Genomic DNA, 15083 nt, shown 5'->3' on the forward strand with positions numbered 1-15083 from the left:
GAAGGTGGGAGGCTGGCACGATGACCCGTGCCGGGCTCGTTAGGGCTGCTTCCTTCCGGACCTGACCCGGTTGGCGAGTGGCTCGTCCACCACCAACCTCCCGGATGCACATATCGGCAATATCGTCATCAAAAGCAAGCCAACATGCGAAAAAACTGCTAGTCGTTGGAAAACATGAGGAGAATGCCCTTTGAATGGTTTCGCGCTCGACCCCCGGCTGGAAAATGACAGCGTCAGCATCATGATCACCGGTCTCTGCGATCTGAGATTGTCGAGGGATGCCCGCTGGCCTTGGCTCATTCTCGTACCGCGCCGCGCCGGTATCACCGAAATCTTCGAGCTGACGCCACTCGACCAGGTGCTGCTTGCCTTCGAGACGGAGCTGGTCGCCAAGGCGTTGAAGAAGATCACCGGCGCGACAAAAATCAATATCGGGGCTCTTGGCAATATCGTCCGCCAGCTTCATGTTCATGTCATTGCCCGCTTCGAAGGCGATGCCAATTGGCCGGGTCCCGTCTGGGGCTTCGGGCGCGCGGAGCCCTACGAGGACGGAAAGAGAGACGAATTTATAGCGAAGCTGCGGGAAGCCCTTTCATCATGAGTCATTCGCTTTTCGATTCGGATGTGCCGCATCCGGAACCCAGCAATCTCACGGCCTTTGCCGCCAACGACCTCAATCGCGATTCCGAACATCGCGACGAACAATCCGTCGAAAAGGCGCTGGCTAAGGAAGGCACTCATATCTTCGCCTTCGCGGGGGATAAGCTGGTGCTGAAGCATGACGGCCAGGTGCTCGACCCGCTCTTTGCCCGCTATGAGCTGCAGGGATTGCAGCCGGATTGGGATGAAACGGTGCTTCTCGGCTACCGCAAGACCGGCGAGCCGCGCCTTGCCGTTCCCGTCGGCATCGATGTCGACGACCTCACCAGCCAGTACAAGCCTGCCGACGGCCGCACGCTGTTTCGCGAAATGCTGATCGACGAAGTGTTGCTCGGCGAATTCGCCCAGGCCGCAAGCCTCATCCGCTGGAACGGCGACAACCGCTTCTGCGGCCGCTGCGGCTCGGCGATGGAGACCCACATCGGCGGCTACAAGCGTGTCTGCGCCGCCTGCGAGCACATGATCTTCCCCCGAACCGACCCCGTCGTCATCATGCTGACGGTCGACGAGCAGCGCGACCTCTGCCTGCTCGGCCGCAGCCCGCATTTCGCGCCTGGTATGTATTCCTGTCTTGCCGGCTTCCTCGAACCCGGCGAGACCATCGAGAACGCCGTGCGCCGCGAAACGCTGGAGGAATCGGGCATCCGCACCGGCCGCATCCGCTACCACGCCTCGCAGCCCTGGCCGATGCCGCATTCCCTGATGATCGGTTGTTACGCCGAGGCGAAATCCACCGAAATCAGCCGCGACGAGACGGAACTGGAGGATTGCCGCTGGTTCACCCGCGAGGAAACGATCGAGATGCTGGAACGCCCGAGCGCGACAGGCAAGGCCTCGCCGCCGAAAGGGGCGATCGCCCACCGCCTGATGCGCGACTGGGTGGAGTGGAAGCGGTAGCGTCATGCCGGTCGCCCGCTCGGAACGGCTGCTGACGCTGCTCCAGACGCTCCGGCGCTACCGGCGGCCGGTGACCGGCACGGTGCTCGCTGAGGAGACCGGTGTCAGCCTGCGCACGCTCTATCGCGATATTGCCAGCCTGCAGGCCCAGGGCGCGATGATCGAAGGCGAAGCCGGTATCGGCTACGTGCTGAAGCCGGGCTTCATGCTGCCGCCGATGATGTTTTCCGAAGAAGAGCTGGAGGCATTGGTGCTTGGCTCGCGCTGGGTGGCCCGCGCCGCCGAGCCGCGCCTTGCCGGCGCCGGCGCCGATGCATTGGCCAAGATTGCCGCCGTGCTGCCGGCCGATATGCGCGAGATGATCGATTCGGCAGCACTTTTCGTCGGTCCCAAACGCAGGGACGAGGACAAGGCTGACGTCTCGGCCATCCGCAGGGCGATCCGCCTGGAGCGTATCCTCGAACTGCATTATGGCGACGAGCAGGGCCGTATCTCGCGCCGCCGCGTCTGGCCTTTCGGGCTCGGCTATTACGAGCATGTGCGGGTCCTCATGGCCTGGTGCGAACTGCGCCAGGATTTTCGCCATTTCCGCACCGATCGCATCATCGACATGGCCTTGCATGAGGGGCGCTATCCGCGCCGCCGCACGGTGCTCCTCAAGGAATGGCGCGAGACGCAGGACGTGCCGATGGAGAACTGAACGCTGCTGCCATAAACTGTCAGCAGATGGCGTTATTATCAGTGCCAATCCACCAGGAAGGAGTACTGATCATGGTAACGCCTCCAGCCATTCATTTCACCAACGACCGTTTTGCGGCCGAGTCCTTTGCCGATGTCATTTCGGCCGAGACTTTTGCCGATGTCCGCCAGTCAGCGCCGTCCGGCCTGCTGCACCTGGTCATGAACATTTTCCGATTTAGCAGAGGAGACCGCACCGGCCTCGACCTTGAAGCGACACCGGATTACTTGAAGCGCGACCTCGGCTTCATCGACGGACGCGACCCGCGCTGCGAGGACCGTTTTCCGCTCTAAAGCATATCGCGCAAAAGTGTGCTGCGGTTTTGCGACAACGACATGTGCGATCGCTTTAGGCCGCCCATCCTTATCAACATTCTGCCCGACGAGAACGGGGCGTTGCGATCGCAACGCCCTCGTTAGCCTGCTGCCATAATCTGTCAGCAGACGAGAACTCTCGCGGCGCCATTCTTAAATAACGGGAGAACCGAAATGACCAGCCCCAACCTCATCATTCTTTACGTCAAGGACCCCGGTGAAAGCGCCAGCTTCTACCGGAATCTGCTGAACCGCGAACCGGCCGTGGAAGCGCCGAATTTCGTCGCTTTTCCGCTTGAGGGCGGCTTCACACTCGGCCTCTGGCGGCGCAGCAAGGTCGAGCCGCAGCCCTCCGCCATCGGCAATCGAGGCGAAGTGGCCTTCATGGTCGAAGGAGAAAATGCCGTCGCCAGGCATTATGAAGACTGGCGCCAGCGCGGTCTGCCGATCGCCCAGGAACTGACCGAACTGGATTTCGGCCCGACCTTCGTCGTGCTCGATCCGGATGGGCATCGGCTGCGTGTCTGTGAGCCGGATAAATAATTTAAGGGACGCGTGGCCTGTCGGGAGCATGATGCCGAAAAGTGTGAGCGGTTTCGGACAACATCATGCTCCATCCATTTAATTTAGACAGGATGATTTCAGGCCGACCCAGCCTGAAATCATCCTGTTCTAAAGCAGGCCTCGCATCGCATGCCCCTTGTAGACGCCGAGAATGCGGACTTTCTCCGAAAAGAAACGCAATTCCTCCAATGCCCGGCGCACGTTCGGATCGTTCGGATGGCCTTCGATATCGGCGTAAAACTGCGTCGCCACGAATTTTCCGCCGAGCTGGTAGCTTTCGAGCTTCGTCATGTTGATGTTGTTGGTGGCAAAACCGCCGAGCGCCTTGTAGAGCGCGGCCGGAATGTTGCGGACGTTGAAGACGAAGGTGGTGACGACCTTTTCTTCCGCCGAATTCCGCTGCGCCCATTCCTCGTCGCGGGACAGGACGACGAAACGGGTCACATTGTTTTCGGTATCCTCGACATTTTCGGCAATGATCTCGAGCCCGTAGAGATCGGCGGCAAGGCGTGGTGCCAAGGCGGCCATCGAGCGGTCGCCGGTTTCCTTCACGAGCTTTGCAGCCCCTGCCGTATCGCCGGCGATCACCGGCTTCCAGCCGTTGGCGCGAACGATCTTCCGGCACTGGCCGAGCGCGTGGATATGGCTGTGCACCGTGCGGATTTCGTCCTTGGTGACACCGGGCAGCACCATCAGCTGGAAGCGGATCGGCATGAAATATTCGCCGATGATGTGCAGCCGCGACTCCGGCAGCAGATGATGGATATCGGCGACGCGCCCGGCAATCGTGTTCTCGATCGGGATCATCGCGATATCGGCGTCGCCGTTGTCGACCGCCGTGAACGCATCCTCGAAGGTCTGGCAGGGCAGCGGCTCCATGGTCGGAAACATGTCGCGGCTGGCCATGTCGGAATTGGCGCCGAATTCGCCCTGGAAGGCGATCCTGTTGGTCTTGATGTTCATGATGGTTCCGTCAGTTCGACTTTGCGGAGAGGATGCGCCGCGCTTTTTCGAGGTCGGCGGGAGTATCGACACCGAGCGGAACCGTGTCAACGATCTCGGCGTCGATGCGCATGCCGGCTTCCAGCGCCCGCAGCTGCTCCAGTGATTCGCGCTTTTCGAGCGTCGAAGGACCGAGCGAGACGAACCGTTCGAGCGCCGTGCGCCGATAAGCATAAAGGCCGATATGGTGGTAGAGCGGCCCTTGGCCGTAAGGGGCGGTTGCCCGCGTGAAGTAGAGCGCGTGCAGCCGGGTGTCGGAAATCGGCGAGCCGACGATCTTGACGATGTGCGGCGCGCTCTTGTCCTCCTCATTGTCGATTTCGGTCGTCAGCGTCCCGATATCGACCGCCTCGTTCTCGAGAGGGCGCAAAGCCGCGCGCACCGTTTCGGGATCGATCGTCGGCAGATCGCCCTGGACGTTGACGATGATTTTCGCCTTTCCGTCCGGATCGACTTTCTTCAGCGCCTCAAAGATCCGATCAGAACCCGATTGGTGGTCTACGCGGGTCATGACGACTTCGAAGCCGGCGGCGGCGACGGCATCGAACACTCGCTCGTCGTCGACGGCGACGACGACGCGGCCGATGGCTGCCTCCCTGGCGCGCAGCGCCACCTGGACGATCATCGGCAGGCCGCAAATATCGGCGAGCGGCTTGCCCGGAAGCCGGGTGGAGGCCATGCGCGCCGGGATCAATACGAGCACGCCGTCTAAATTTGAATCACTCATTGTTCGGGCCTTCTATTCCGGGCTGAAAAGTGTCAAAAAGTCTCACGCACAAGACCATTTAGACAGTTGCAACGATCAACCAAAAGACATAGGTTCCGCGCGATTTCAAGATGGTCCGGTTTATGGTCTGCCGGCTGCAAGGGGAGCATTGCAGATGAATTCATACGTCAATACGGCCGTGGGGGCGCTGCTCGGAACGATTTTCGTTCTGATGTCTGTCTCCATCGCGTCCGAAGGGATCTTCCATTCCGAAGCACCGGAAAAGGAAGGTTTCGCGATCGTTGCCGAAGAGGCGCCCGCCGCTGGCGGTGAGGCTGCGCCTGCCGTTGCTGTTCCGATCGCGCAATTGCTCGCTTCTGCAGATGCCAAGGCCGGTGAAACGGTCTTCAAGAAGTGTCAGGCCTGTCATGACGGCACCAAAGGGGGACCGAACAAGGTCGGTCCCAACCTCTTTGGTGTCGTAGATCGCCCGATCGCCTCGCATGCAGGCTTCGCCTATTCCGCTCCCATGAAGGATTTCTCCAAGGGCAGCAGTGAGAAGTGGACCTTCGAATATCTCAACAAGTTCCTGCTGGCGCCGAAAAAGGACGTTCCCGGCACCGCCATGGGCTTCGCCGGTCTGGCGAAGGATCAGGACCGCGCCAACGTTATCCTCTATCTGCACACGCTCGCCGATTCGCCTGTGCCGCTGCCGGATCCGAACGCCGCGACGCAGTGACGCGGCAGGCAATCGCATGAGATCGAAGCCCGGCCCGCAAGCCGGGCTTTTCGTTGTGCAGAGAGCCGCTTAAAGCATGTCGTGCAAAACTGTGCAGCGGCTTTGCGCTAATGACATGCGTAAAACAAAGACCTCAAGCGCGAGGTGCGAATCTGAAGGATTACGACACGCTTTAGGCGCCGAGGAAATAGGCCCAGAGCGAGACCGTGATGGCGCCGAGCGCCGTCGTCACCGTGATCGTCGAGGCGGCGAGGCTGTGGCCGACGCCGAAGCGATTGGCGATCAGCCAGGCGTTGACGCCTGTCGGGACCGAGGAAGTCAGCACGATCGCTGCCGTCCATTCGGGGCTGAGACCGAGGAGATGGCTCGCCGCCCACACGCAACCAGGCAGCAGCAGCAGCTTCAAGGTCGAGGTGACGCTGGCGATGCCGAGATTGCCGGAGACGCCGTATCTCTCCAGCGCCATGCCAAGCGATATCAGCGCCGCCGGACCGGCAATGCCGGCGATCTGCCCGACGACCGTTGCCACCGTCGTCGGCATGGTGAGACCGGAAAGGTGCATGGCCATGCCGGCTGCAAGCCCGATCACCAGCGGGTTGCGCACGAGATTGACCGCGATCTGGCGAAGCACGAGCACCATGCTGCGATCGCTTTTGCCGGCGATCTTGCGCTCGGCATGCTCCATCAGGACCGTGCCGGCGACCATCATCACGGGCAGATGCACGGCAAGCAGGATCGACAGCGCCACCAGCCCTTCGTCGCCGACGGTCCGCTCGACCAGCGGCAGACCGATGAAGATATTGTTGGCGAAGGCCGAGGAAACGCCGGCCAGCACGCCGATCCGTTCGTCGCGGCCGAAGAGGCGTGTGGCGGCGATATGGCCCGCCGTCCAGGTGATGGCGACGCCGGAAAAATAGACGATCCAGAGTCGGAAAGGCGAGGCGCCATGAAAATCCGCCTCGGCGATGGTGCGGAAGAGCAGAAGCGGCACGGCGATCTTGAAGACGAATTCGCTGAGCGCTTCGCCGACATTCGACGCCATCAACCCGCTGCGGACGATCACCCAGCCGATGAGAATCAGGATGAAGATGGGAAGGACGTCGAGAATGATGGCTGACATAGGGGAGGCTGCTCTGCGCGGGGGAGTATTCGACGTCTAGCAGCAAACTGCTTGGATTGAAAAGGCAATCGCCGTCCAATCAGGCGCATTGGCAAAACAAAAAAAGCGGGCATAGCCCGCTTTTCCGCTCCGGTCTTGCCGGAAACCCGGATCACGAAGCTGCCAGTTCATCCGTGGTCAGCGTCGCGCCGGTAAGATCGAAGGGATCATCCCTCGTGCGCCCGGCTGCAACTGAAAGCTGCTCATGCCGGTCTTCTTGCGAGTATTTCTAGATTTTGAAGATGACAGGGACATGACGAATAGGCGGCACTTTTGCGAAGAAATAGATGCGCCATCCACCATTTATCCTTCCAAACCGCGGAAATTTCGCTAAGACCAAACCCCGGCTATCACAAAATCCGGGACCCCCCATTTCATGACAAGATTCGATGTTCTGACAGTCGGCAACGCAATCGTGGATATCATTGCCCGTTGCGACGACCAGTTCCTCATTGACAACCAGATCACCAAGGCGGCGATGAACCTCATCGATGCCGAACGCGCTGAACTCTTGTATTCGCGTATGGGACCGGCGCTCGAAGCCTCCGGCGGCAGTGCCGGTAACACGGCGGCGGGCGTGGCTAACCTCGGCGGCAAGGCTGCCTATTTCGGCAATGTCGCCCAAGATCAGCTCGGTGATATCTTCGCGCACGACATCCGCGCCCAGGGCGTCCACTACCAGACCCGGCCCAAGGGCACCTTCCCGCCGACGGCACGTTCGATGATCTTCGTCACCGAGGATGGCGAGCGCTCGATGAACACCTATCTCGGCGCTTGCGTCGAGCTCGGCCCGGAAGACGTCGAGGTCGACGTCGTGGCCGACGCCAAGGTCACTTATTTCGAAGGTTATCTCTGGGATCCGCCGCGCGCCAAGGAAGCCATCCTCGATTGTGCCCGCATCGCCCATGAAAACGGCCGTGAGATGTCAATGACGTTGTCCGACAGCTTCTGCGTCGACCGCTATCGCGGCGAATTCCTCGATCTGATGCGCTCCGGCAAGGTCGATATCGTCTTCGCCAATCGCCAGGAAGCGCTGTCGCTCTACGAGACCGACGATTTCGAGGAGGCGCTGAACAGGATCGCCGCCGATTGCAAGATCGCCGCCGTGACGATGAGCGAGGATGGCGCCGTCATCCTGAAGGGCCGTGAGCGTTTTTACGTCGATGCGATCCGGATCAAGGAAGTTGTGGACACGACGGGCGCCGGCGATCTCTTCGCCTCCGGCTTCCTCTATGGCTACACGCAAGGACGCTCTCTGGAGGATTGCGGCAAGCTCGGTTGCCTGGCCGCCGGCATCGTCATCCAGCAGATCGGCCCGCGCCCGATGACCTCGCTTTCCGAGGCCGCCAAACGGGCAGGGCTTATTTGAAGGCTTCGCCGGGATAGGCGCCCCAGATCTCCGACTGCGCCACCCAGCCCGAGGCGCCGTCGGTCTCGGCGCGGCACCAGTCGCCGTTGCATTCGCCAATGGTGATCATCACGCCGGGTTCCAGCTTGGCAACGATCGAGGCGGAGGGCTGCGCCTCGCGGCGCAGATTGACATAGACGCCTTTGCCCTTGGTTTTCATCCAGGGGGCGGCAATCGCCGCGCGCTGGCCGGACAACAGCGACTGATTGACCCAGCCTTCGGTGCCATCGGCATCACGGATGCGGCGCCAGTTATCGTACTCCTGGATGATCTCCACCGGCAGGCCGGATTTCAGGTACATCCACGAAACGGCGTAATCCGTTCCCGGACCGATGCGCAGATTGACGCGCTTGGATTTCAGCGTGACGAAACGCGGTAATGGCAGTCCGCTTGGCCCCTTGGCCGCCTGCGCATGGGCGAATTCGACACTTCCCACGGATGCAGCCAGAGCGATGGCAAGGGCGAGGAAGGACTTCAGGACTTTGCTGCGCATGGAAGTTTCCGTTTGCTCGAATTCGCGGGCAGGCCCGGCCTGCTCGCGGTCCGGGCTTTGACATTCCCCGGCTGCACCGCGAGTTTTGTTTGTCTTCGCGTGCGGGTCTGGTAGAAAATGCCCGGAATGGGAAAATTATCACCCCTCTTGGTTAAAGACCTCTGAACAAGGCACCACAGGCAGCCATGACAGCGAAGAAAAAACCGAAGGTCTACATCACCCGCAAGCTGCCGGATGCCGTCGAAACCCGCATGCGCGAACTCTTCGACGCCGAGCTGAACATCGACGACGCGCCGCGTTCCGTTCCCGAGCTTATCGCCGCGGTCAAGACCACCGACGTGCTGGTGCCAACCGTCACCGATCGCATCGACGCGGCGCTGATCGAGCAGGCGGGACCGCAGATGAAGCTGATTGCGAGCTTCTCCAACGGCACCGATCATATCGACGTCGAGGCGGCTGCGCGCAAGGGCATCACCGTCACCAACACGCCGAACGTCCTGACCGAAGACACTGCCGATATGACCATGGCGCTGATTCTCGCGGTTCCGAGAAGGCTCGGCGAAGGTGCGCGCGTGCTGACCGACAAGCCGGGTGAATGGGCAGGCTGGTCTCCCACCTGGATGCTCGGCCGGCGCATTCACGGCAAGCGAATCGGCATCGTCGGCATGGGCCGCATCGGCACGGCGGTGGCCCGCCGCGCCAAGGCTTTCGGCCTGTCGATCCACTACCACAACCGCAAGCGCGTCAATCCGGCCGTCGAGGACGAGCTGGAGGCGACCTATTGGGAAAGCCTCGACCAGATGCTCGCCCGCGTCGACATCGTTTCGATCAATTGTCCGTCGACGCCGGCGACCTTCCACCTGATCTCGGCGCGCCGTCTGGCGCTGCTGCAGCCGACAGCCTATCTCGTCAATACCGCGCGCGGCGACGTGGTCGACGAAGCTGCGCTGATCAAGTGCCTGAGGGAGGGCCGGATCGCCGGCGCCGGCCTCGACGTCTTCGAGAACGAGCCTGCCGTCAATCCGAAGCTGGTCAAGCTCGCCAATGAGGGCAAAGTCGTGCTGCTGCCGCATATGAGTTCGGCGACGATCGAAGGCCGCATCGACATGGGTGACAAGGTCATCATCAATATCCGCACCTTCATCGACGGTCACAGGCCGCCGAACCGCGTGCTGCCGGGTCGTTGAAGAACGCTGTAAATCAGGCGACGCAGATTGGAGGCGCAAGGACCTTGCGCATCTCGACAAATGTCGTCCTGGCAAAGCCGGGATGCGCCTTTTCGGCGGTTCTGGAAAATCCCCAGGCGGCAAAGACGGCGTGATTGTCGGTGAGTTCGATCCGCGTTTCCAGCCGCAAAGCGGGAAGACCGAGCGCTGCAGCCGTCTCCTCGGCAATCGCCAGCAGCCGCTTGCCGAGGCCCTTGCCCTGCATCTCAGGCAGGACAGCGAGCTTGCCGACATAGAGACAATCGGCCTCCGGCCGCAGGAAGAGGCAGCCGATCAGTTTTTCGCCGTCGATGGCGACATGGCCGATCTCGGCCCTGGCCTTTTCGGCCAGCGACTCCGCCGTCAGCTTGAGCGCCGAGGATGGCGGATCGATCCTGCCGTTCATCGAGGCGAAGGCAGAAAGGATCAGTGCCAGCAATTCGTCCCAGCGCGTGAAGCTATGATCAAGATGAATAATCGTCATCCGGCCTGTTTCTGTGTCGTGCGGCGTCGTTTGTAGCGAACAGTGTCGAAGCGGGCAGAGAGCGCGTCGTAGAGCAGCAACCGTCCGACTAGTGGTTCACCGGTGCCGGTGACGAGCTTGATCGCCTCCATTGCCATCATCGTGCCGATGACGCCTGTGAGCGCGCCGATGATGCCGGCCTCGGCGCAGGCGGGAATCAACCCCGCCGGCGGCGCTTCCGGAAACAGGTCGCGATATCTAGGGTTGGACGTTCCGTCCTCAGCCGTCTCATAGGGCTTGAGAACCGTCAGCGAACCATCGAAACGCCCGACGGCGCCGCTGACGAGCGGGATGCGCGCCTCTTCCGCTGCATCGGCGGCGGCATAACGCGTGTCGAAATTGTCGGAGCCGTCGATCAGCAGATCGAAGCCGGAGAGCTGACGGCGGGCGGCCTCCGGCGAAAAGCGTTCCTCGAAGCGGATCAGTCGGACATGCGGATTGAGCCTGGCGATGGCGAAGGCGGCACTCTCGGTCTTCAGTTCGCCGATCGTGCCGGAATCATGGATCACCTGGCGCTGCAGGTTCGACAGCGACACCCGGTCGTCGTCGACGATACCGAGCGTGCCGACGCCGGCTGCGGCCAGATATTGCAGGACCGGTGCACCGAGGCCGCCGGCGCCGATCACCAGCACGCGGGCGGCTTTCAGTTTCTGCTGGCCGGCACCGCCAATCTCGGGGAGCAGGATGTGGCGGTGATACCGCGCTATTTCTTCCGGGCTGAGCGGTTCCATGGCGCCGATGTTATCATGACGCCCGCCGCCGGGAAAAGCCGCCTCGGTCATTCGAACACCCTTCCGTCGGAAACCGTGAAAAACTGCGCCCTGTCGCCGAGTGCTGAAAACATCGCGCGATCCGTTCCGGTCATGAAGGCCTGGCCGCCGAGCCCGTCGATAAGGTCGAATAGCGCGGCGCGGCGGCTCTCGTCGAGATGCGCTGCGATCTCGTCGAGCAGCAGGATCGGCGCATGGCCGGTGAGATTGCCGACGAGCCGCGCATGCGCAAGCACCAGGCCGACAAGCAGCGCTTTCTGCTCGCCGGTGGAACAACGTTCCGCCTCCATCGCCTTTTCGCGGTGATGCACGATGAGATCGGCCCGGTGCGGCCCCTCGAGCGTGCGCCCTGCGCCGGCATCGCGGTAGCGGCTCTCTGCCAGCATCGCCGCGTAGTCATCTTCGAGGTCGACCGAGGGGCGCGAGAACTGACCGTCCATGAAGCCCGAGAGCTGCAGCGATGCCGAGGGGAAGGGCGAACTCTCCCGTGTTTCCTCGATCAGCCGGGTCAGCAGGCCGAGCATCTCCTGCCGGGCGAGCGCCATGGCGATGCCGAGGCTTGCCATCTGTTCCTCGATGCCGGCAAGCCAGGAGGGGTCGAAGCGGCCGTCGTCCAGCAATTTGTTGCGGCTGCGCATGGCGCGCTCGAAATCGCTGGCGCGGCGGCCATGAGCGGGATCAAGCGACAGCACCAGCCGGTCGAGAAAGCGGCGCCGGTCGGAAGAGGCGCCGGTAAAGAGCCCGTCCATCGCCGGTGTCAGCCAGAGAAGGCGCAGATGGTCGGTCAGTTCGTCGGCAGTCTTTGCCGTCGTGCCATTGATGCGCAGCCTGCGGGCGGTAGTCTCCTCGCTCGTTTCGATGCCGGTGCCGATCTCGACCTCGCCCTCCATGCCGTCGAGCGCGGCAAAGATCGAAAAACCGCCGGCCGCGCCGACGCGGGTAATATCGCCATAAGCCGCGCGGCGCAGACCGCGGCCAGGCGAAAGCAGGGAGACTGCCTCCATGAGATTGGTCTTGCCGGCGCCGTTATCTCCCGTCAGCACGGCATGCCGACCGTCAAGGGTAAGGGCCGCCGCCGCATAGTTGCGGAAGTCTGTCAGCTTCAGACGGGAAAGAGAAACCTTGTGCGGCATCGAATGTCCGGAATCGTAAAGCGTGACAGCTAAGCCGAAGCGGCGCTGATGGCAAGGCTGGCAGATTTTCGGCCGTGGATCGCGCACCGTCGGTGCTGCCGGAAGGCAGAGACGCGGCGGCTGGCACCACCAGGACATTTATTTCAGATGATCCCGTGACCGAAGTCCTGGCGTCCGACTTCGTCCCAGTGTATCGGCAGCCATGACACGTTCGAAATTCTGCTAAAAATACAACCACCGGAGACGGCCTGACATCGCCAAGCCGATACCGCCGACGGTGATTGTCAATGTCTCCAAGCTTCGGATATTCAGGGTTTGCTGCCATCCTTTAAGGCTATTGACGTAACGTAAAGCCCAAAAAAAGTTGGTTGAATTTTGCAACTGCAGGGTTGAGTTATCCGGCGCAAACGATATGGTAAACGGAACGTTTATGTATAAGAGAGTGATGAAGTGCCAGATCCGGTTGATATTATCGTCGGTCGCAACGTCAGACAGTTTCGCGCCCTTCGCCGTGTTTCCCAACTTGAGCTTGGCGAAGCACTCGGACTGACTTTCCAGCAGATCCAGAAATACGAAAAGGGAACGAACCGCGTTTCCGCCAGCAAGCTGCATCAGATCGCGGTTTTTCTCGACGTCGAGATCTCTGCTCTTTTCGAGGGTGCCGGCATGTCACCATTCGGCAGCCGTGTCGAACTCAGCCCCGACGCCTATGCGCTTGCGCTGAGCTACGACAAGCTGAATTCACCGGCAGGCAAGGAAGCGGTCAAGACCATCGTCACCCTCATGACTGGCGAAATGGCCGAAACCGCCGCCTGATTCCACGACAGCGCTACGCGTCTTTTCGAGAGCGGCAACGGACGCTGTAGCAATTGGAATTGCTGCATAATTTTATCCGTAAATCGATTCTGATTTAAGAGAGTATGCAGCGGGTAATGGGGATTCCCGCGAAAAAGCACGACCTGTTCAAGGTCTGGACGATCTCGGACCGATGCGGGTGTGCAGCAGTTTTGGGAGGACGGTGTGCATCAAGACAAGACCAGGAGCTAGGTCGCCTGACTCAGGTTCGATGCGACGCGCTTTAATGAATCTCCCGGTCGTGCAACGCCATCAGCAGATCGTCCTGCGTCTGGTGGCCGGCATGATAGAGGTCGATCGCGATGTTGGCGATTGAAAGGCCCTGCTGGCTGCGAAGCTTGATGTTGCGCTCGGCGCACCATGTGTAGATGGCGCCGGCGAGAACGTCGACGTCTTCGGACTGAGAGGAAAAAGCTGACGCCATGGCAGATACCCTTGGTTTGGTTGTCCCCCGCTAGAGCGCTAAGGACGCTCTACGCTTTGATTTGGTGCATGAGCCCGAAAACCGATTCCGATCTTCGGGGTTATTCGCTGACCGTAGAGACTGAATTCATTTGGAAAACTTGCAAGCGGCATCATCTGGCTGCGTTAACGCAAGTCGTCTTCCCGCCCGCCGCCGTATCGATCCGGGACAGATTGGCCAGCGTGGATGGCGGATGTCGCAAATCGGGATTACGGGAACAAAAAAACCGGAGACGTTTCCATCCCCGGTTTTCGAAATAGGCGTGTCGATCGCTGCTCAGCCTTCGAAGAATTCCTTCATGCGGGCAAAGAAGCCCGTCGATTCCGGATTGTTCTCCTTGGAGGAAAGCTGCTCGAATTCCTGAAGCAGTTCGCGTTGGCGCTTGGTGAGCTTTTGCGGCGTCTCGATCTGGATCTGGATGTAGAGGTCGCCCGTCTGCACCGAACGCAGCACCGGCATGCCCTTGCCCTTGAGGCGAAACTGTTTGCCGACCTGCGTGCCCTCGGGCACGGTCACGCGCGACTTGGTGCCGTCGAGCGTCGCCACGTCGAAGGTTCCGCCGAGCGCGGCCGTCGTCATCGAGATCGGAACGGCGCAATAGAGATCGGCTCCGTCGCGCTGGTAGAATTCATGCGGTTTGACGGAGAGGAAGATATAGAGATCGCCTGCCGGTCCGCCGCGAGCCCCGGCTTCGCCTTCGCCCTGCAGCCGGATGCGGGTGCCGTCTTCAATACCGGCGGGAATATTGACCGAGAGCGAGCGCTCTTCCGTCACCCGGCCCTGGCCGTGGCACTTCGGGCAGGGATCGGGAATGATCTGGCCACGCCCGTGACAGGTCGGGCAGGTCCGCTCGATCGAGAAGAAGCCCTGTGCCGCGCGCACGCGCCCCGTTCCCTGGCAGGTGCCGCAGCTCTTCGGCTGCGTGCCGGGCTTGGCGCCCGAGCCCGAACAGACGTCGCAGGTGATCGAGGTGGGAACGCGGATCTGCGCCGTCTTGCCGGAGAAAGATTCCTCCAGCGTTATTTCCATATTGTAGCGAAGATCGGCGCCACGTTCGCGGCCGCCCGACGAGCGCTGGCGCGCGCGCCCACCACCCATCATTTCGCCGAAGATATCCTCGAAGATGTCGGAGAAACCGCCGCCGGCAAATCCGCCGCCACCGCCGCCCATGCCGCCATGCTCGAAGGCCGCATGGCCATAGCGATCATAGGCCGCCCGCTTCTGCGGGTCCTTGAGCATCTCGTAGGCTTCGTTGATTTCCTTGAACTTCCGTTCGGCGTCCTTGTCGTCCGGGTTCTTGTCCGGATGGTATTTCATCGCCAGTTTGCGAAAGGCGCTTTTCAGCTCTTTCTCGTCCGCCGACTTGGCTACACCCAGAGTTTCGTAAAAGTCCGCTTTTGCCATTAAGGATTAAACCCCGGAAATGGATTTTCCGGCTGCCATGGTGAGCAGC

18 protein-coding genes and 1 other RNA gene are annotated in these 15083 nt (G+C 61.1%); 9 read left to right on the forward strand and 10 right to left on the reverse strand.

From position 1 onward, the window contains the following. Positions 1 to 4 precede the first annotated feature (4 nt). Positions 5 to 101: signal recognition particle sRNA small type (ffs, locus tag ELH03_RS22385), an RNA gene on the reverse strand. An 89-nt stretch (positions 102 to 190) separates the two neighbouring features. Here ffs and ELH03_RS22390 point away from each other — a divergent pair. The 5 genes from ELH03_RS22390 to ELH03_RS22410 all read left to right on the forward strand — a co-directional run bounded on the left by ELH03_RS22390 (position 191) and on the right by ELH03_RS22410 (position 3153). Beyond that, the gene (locus ELH03_RS22390) at positions 191 to 601 is read left to right on the forward strand and encodes an HIT domain-containing protein (RefSeq protein WP_128400257.1); all 411 of its coding nucleotides are present in this window, start codon (positions 191 to 193) and stop codon (positions 599 to 601) included. Continuing rightward, positions 598 to 1557, forward strand: coding sequence for an NAD(+) diphosphatase (gene nudC / locus ELH03_RS22395; RefSeq protein ID WP_128400258.1), 960 nt, complete (start codon positions 598 to 600; stop codon positions 1555 to 1557). The genes ELH03_RS22390 and nudC overlap by 4 nt, the downstream gene beginning before the upstream one ends. A 4-nt stretch (positions 1558 to 1561) precedes the next feature. Beyond that, entirely contained in the window at positions 1562 to 2257 is a 696-nt protein-coding gene (locus ELH03_RS22400; RefSeq protein ID WP_128400259.1) for a helix-turn-helix transcriptional regulator, read from the forward strand. A 71-nt stretch (positions 2258 to 2328) separates the two neighbouring features. Beyond that, a complete protein-coding gene (locus tag ELH03_RS22405; RefSeq protein WP_128400260.1) occupies positions 2329 to 2589 on the forward strand; it encodes a hypothetical protein in 261 nt (86 codons plus the stop codon). Positions 2590 to 2784: 195 nt separating this feature from the next. Next, positions 2785 to 3153, forward strand: coding sequence for a VOC family protein (locus ELH03_RS22410; RefSeq protein WP_003555800.1), 369 nt, complete (start codon positions 2785 to 2787; stop codon positions 3151 to 3153). A 129-nt stretch (positions 3154 to 3282) separates the two neighbouring features. On the opposite strand, the gene ELH03_RS22415 is transcribed toward ELH03_RS22410, so the two are convergent. Further along, positions 3283 to 4137, reverse strand: coding sequence for a prephenate dehydratase (locus ELH03_RS22415; RefSeq protein ID WP_018070385.1), 855 nt, complete (start codon positions 4135 to 4137; stop codon positions 3283 to 3285). 10 nt (positions 4138 to 4147) lie between these two features. Then, positions 4148 to 4903 carry a 3-deoxy-manno-octulosonate cytidylyltransferase gene (locus ELH03_RS22420; RefSeq protein WP_128400261.1) on the reverse strand — a complete coding sequence of 252 codons (756 nt, stop codon included), beginning with the start codon at positions 4901 to 4903 and terminating at the stop codon, positions 4148 to 4150. 154 nt (positions 4904 to 5057) lie between these two features. Here ELH03_RS22420 and ELH03_RS22425 point away from each other — a divergent pair, with 154 nt between their 5' ends. Further along, the gene (locus ELH03_RS22425) at positions 5058 to 5621 is read left to right on the forward strand and encodes a c-type cytochrome (protein ID WP_012759664.1); all 564 of its coding nucleotides are present in this window, start codon (positions 5058 to 5060) and stop codon (positions 5619 to 5621) included. Between the two features lie 172 nt (positions 5622 to 5793). Here the strand turns inward: ELH03_RS22425 and ELH03_RS22430 are convergent, their stop codons facing one another. Next, positions 5794 to 6741, reverse strand: coding sequence for an AEC family transporter (locus tag ELH03_RS22430; protein WP_003555804.1), 948 nt, complete (start codon positions 6739 to 6741; stop codon positions 5794 to 5796). Between the two features lie 415 nt (positions 6742 to 7156). Here ELH03_RS22430 and ELH03_RS22435 point away from each other — a divergent pair, with 415 nt between their 5' ends. Next, positions 7157 to 8149 carry an adenosine kinase gene (locus ELH03_RS22435; protein WP_128400262.1) on the forward strand — a complete coding sequence of 331 codons (993 nt, stop codon included), beginning with the start codon at positions 7157 to 7159 and terminating at the stop codon, positions 8147 to 8149. On the opposite strand, the gene ELH03_RS22440 is transcribed toward ELH03_RS22435, so the two are convergent. Beyond that, positions 8142 to 8681, reverse strand: coding sequence for an SH3 domain-containing protein (locus tag ELH03_RS22440; RefSeq protein WP_128400263.1), 540 nt, complete (start codon positions 8679 to 8681; stop codon positions 8142 to 8144). The two genes, ELH03_RS22435 and ELH03_RS22440, sit on opposite strands and share 8 nt — an antisense overlap. 185 nt (positions 8682 to 8866) lie before the next feature. Here ELH03_RS22440 and ELH03_RS22445 point away from each other — a divergent pair, with 185 nt between their 5' ends. Continuing rightward, positions 8867 to 9868: a 2-hydroxyacid dehydrogenase gene (locus tag ELH03_RS22445; RefSeq protein WP_128400264.1), complete on the forward strand. Its 1002-nt coding sequence runs from the start codon at positions 8867 to 8869 to the stop codon at positions 9866 to 9868. Between the two features lie 13 nt (positions 9869 to 9881). Here the strand turns inward: ELH03_RS22445 and ELH03_RS22450 are convergent, their stop codons facing one another. The 3 genes from ELH03_RS22450 to recF are packed head-to-tail and all read right to left on the reverse strand — an operon-like array spanning position 9882 to position 12312. After that, the gene (locus tag ELH03_RS22450) at positions 9882 to 10370 is read right to left on the reverse strand and encodes a GNAT family N-acetyltransferase (RefSeq protein ID WP_128400265.1); all 489 of its coding nucleotides are present in this window, start codon (positions 10368 to 10370) and stop codon (positions 9882 to 9884) included. Next, positions 10367 to 11191, reverse strand: a complete 825-nt coding sequence (locus tag ELH03_RS22455) for a molybdopterin-synthase adenylyltransferase MoeB (RefSeq protein WP_128400266.1) — start codon at positions 11189 to 11191, stop codon at positions 10367 to 10369. Before ELH03_RS22455 ends, ELH03_RS22450 begins: the two co-directional genes overlap by 4 nt. Further along, positions 11188 to 12312, reverse strand: coding sequence for a DNA replication/repair protein RecF (gene recF / locus ELH03_RS22460; RefSeq protein ID WP_128400267.1), 1125 nt, complete (start codon positions 12310 to 12312; stop codon positions 11188 to 11190). The genes ELH03_RS22455 and recF overlap by 4 nt, the downstream gene beginning before the upstream one ends. A gap of 450 nt (positions 12313 to 12762) precedes the next feature. Between recF and ELH03_RS22465 the strand changes: the two genes are divergently transcribed. Further along, positions 12763 to 13128 carry a helix-turn-helix domain-containing protein gene (locus tag ELH03_RS22465; protein ID WP_128400268.1) on the forward strand — a complete coding sequence of 122 codons (366 nt, stop codon included), beginning with the start codon at positions 12763 to 12765 and terminating at the stop codon, positions 13126 to 13128. Between the two features lie 262 nt (positions 13129 to 13390). On the opposite strand, the gene ELH03_RS22470 is transcribed toward ELH03_RS22465, so the two are convergent. Together ELH03_RS22470 and dnaJ are read right to left on the reverse strand one after the other, a co-directional pair. Further along, positions 13391 to 13591, reverse strand: coding sequence for a hypothetical protein (locus ELH03_RS22470; protein WP_128400269.1), 201 nt, complete (start codon positions 13589 to 13591; stop codon positions 13391 to 13393). A 315-nt stretch (positions 13592 to 13906) separates the two neighbouring features. Then, positions 13907 to 15034, reverse strand: coding sequence for a molecular chaperone DnaJ (gene dnaJ / locus ELH03_RS22475; protein ID WP_128400270.1), 1128 nt, complete (start codon positions 15032 to 15034; stop codon positions 13907 to 13909). Positions 15035 to 15083: the final 49 nt, after the last annotated feature.

Origin of the sequence: Rhizobium beringeri (assembly GCF_004306515.1) — a bacterium.
Taxonomy (GTDB): Bacteria; Pseudomonadota; Alphaproteobacteria; order Rhizobiales; family Rhizobiaceae; genus Rhizobium; species Rhizobium beringeri.

Excerpts from the sequence above, each read along its gene's own strand:
- nudC (WP_128400258.1), top strand. The coding sequence starts at position 598 with ATGAGTCATTCGCTTTTCGATTCGGATGTGCCGCATCCGGAACCCAGC.
- ELH03_RS22400 (WP_128400259.1), top strand. The coding sequence starts at position 1,562 with ATGCCGGTCGCCCGCTCGGAACGGCTGCTGACGCTGCTCCAGACGCTC.
- ELH03_RS22405 (WP_128400260.1), top strand. The coding sequence starts at position 2,329 with ATGGTAACGCCTCCAGCCATTCATTTCACCAACGACCGTTTTGCGGCC.
- ELH03_RS22410 (WP_003555800.1), top strand. The coding sequence starts at position 2,785 with ATGACCAGCCCCAACCTCATCATTCTTTACGTCAAGGACCCCGGTGAA.
- ELH03_RS22415 (WP_018070385.1), bottom strand. The coding sequence starts at position 4,137 with ATGAACATCAAGACCAACAGGATCGCCTTCCAGGGCGAATTCGGCGCC.
- ELH03_RS22420 (WP_128400261.1), bottom strand. The coding sequence starts at position 4,903 with ATGAGTGATTCAAATTTAGACGGCGTGCTCGTATTGATCCCGGCGCGC.
- ELH03_RS22425 (WP_012759664.1), top strand. The coding sequence starts at position 5,058 with ATGAATTCATACGTCAATACGGCCGTGGGGGCGCTGCTCGGAACGATT.
- ELH03_RS22430 (WP_003555804.1), bottom strand. The coding sequence starts at position 6,741 with ATGTCAGCCATCATTCTCGACGTCCTTCCCATCTTCATCCTGATTCTC.
- ELH03_RS22435 (WP_128400262.1), top strand. The coding sequence starts at position 7,157 with ATGACAAGATTCGATGTTCTGACAGTCGGCAACGCAATCGTGGATATC.
- ELH03_RS22440 (WP_128400263.1), bottom strand. The coding sequence starts at position 8,681 with ATGCGCAGCAAAGTCCTGAAGTCCTTCCTCGCCCTTGCCATCGCTCTG.
- ELH03_RS22445 (WP_128400264.1), top strand. The coding sequence starts at position 8,867 with ATGACAGCGAAGAAAAAACCGAAGGTCTACATCACCCGCAAGCTGCCG.
- ELH03_RS22450 (WP_128400265.1), bottom strand. The coding sequence starts at position 10,370 with ATGACGATTATTCATCTTGATCATAGCTTCACGCGCTGGGACGAATTG.
- ELH03_RS22455 (WP_128400266.1), bottom strand. The coding sequence starts at position 11,191 with ATGACCGAGGCGGCTTTTCCCGGCGGCGGGCGTCATGATAACATCGGC.
- recF (WP_128400267.1), bottom strand. The coding sequence starts at position 12,312 with ATGCCGCACAAGGTTTCTCTTTCCCGTCTGAAGCTGACAGACTTCCGC.
- ELH03_RS22470 (WP_128400269.1), bottom strand. The coding sequence starts at position 13,591 with ATGGCGTCAGCTTTTTCCTCTCAGTCCGAAGACGTCGACGTTCTCGCC.
- dnaJ (WP_128400270.1), bottom strand. The coding sequence starts at position 15,034 with ATGGCAAAAGCGGACTTTTACGAAACTCTGGGTGTAGCCAAGTCGGCG.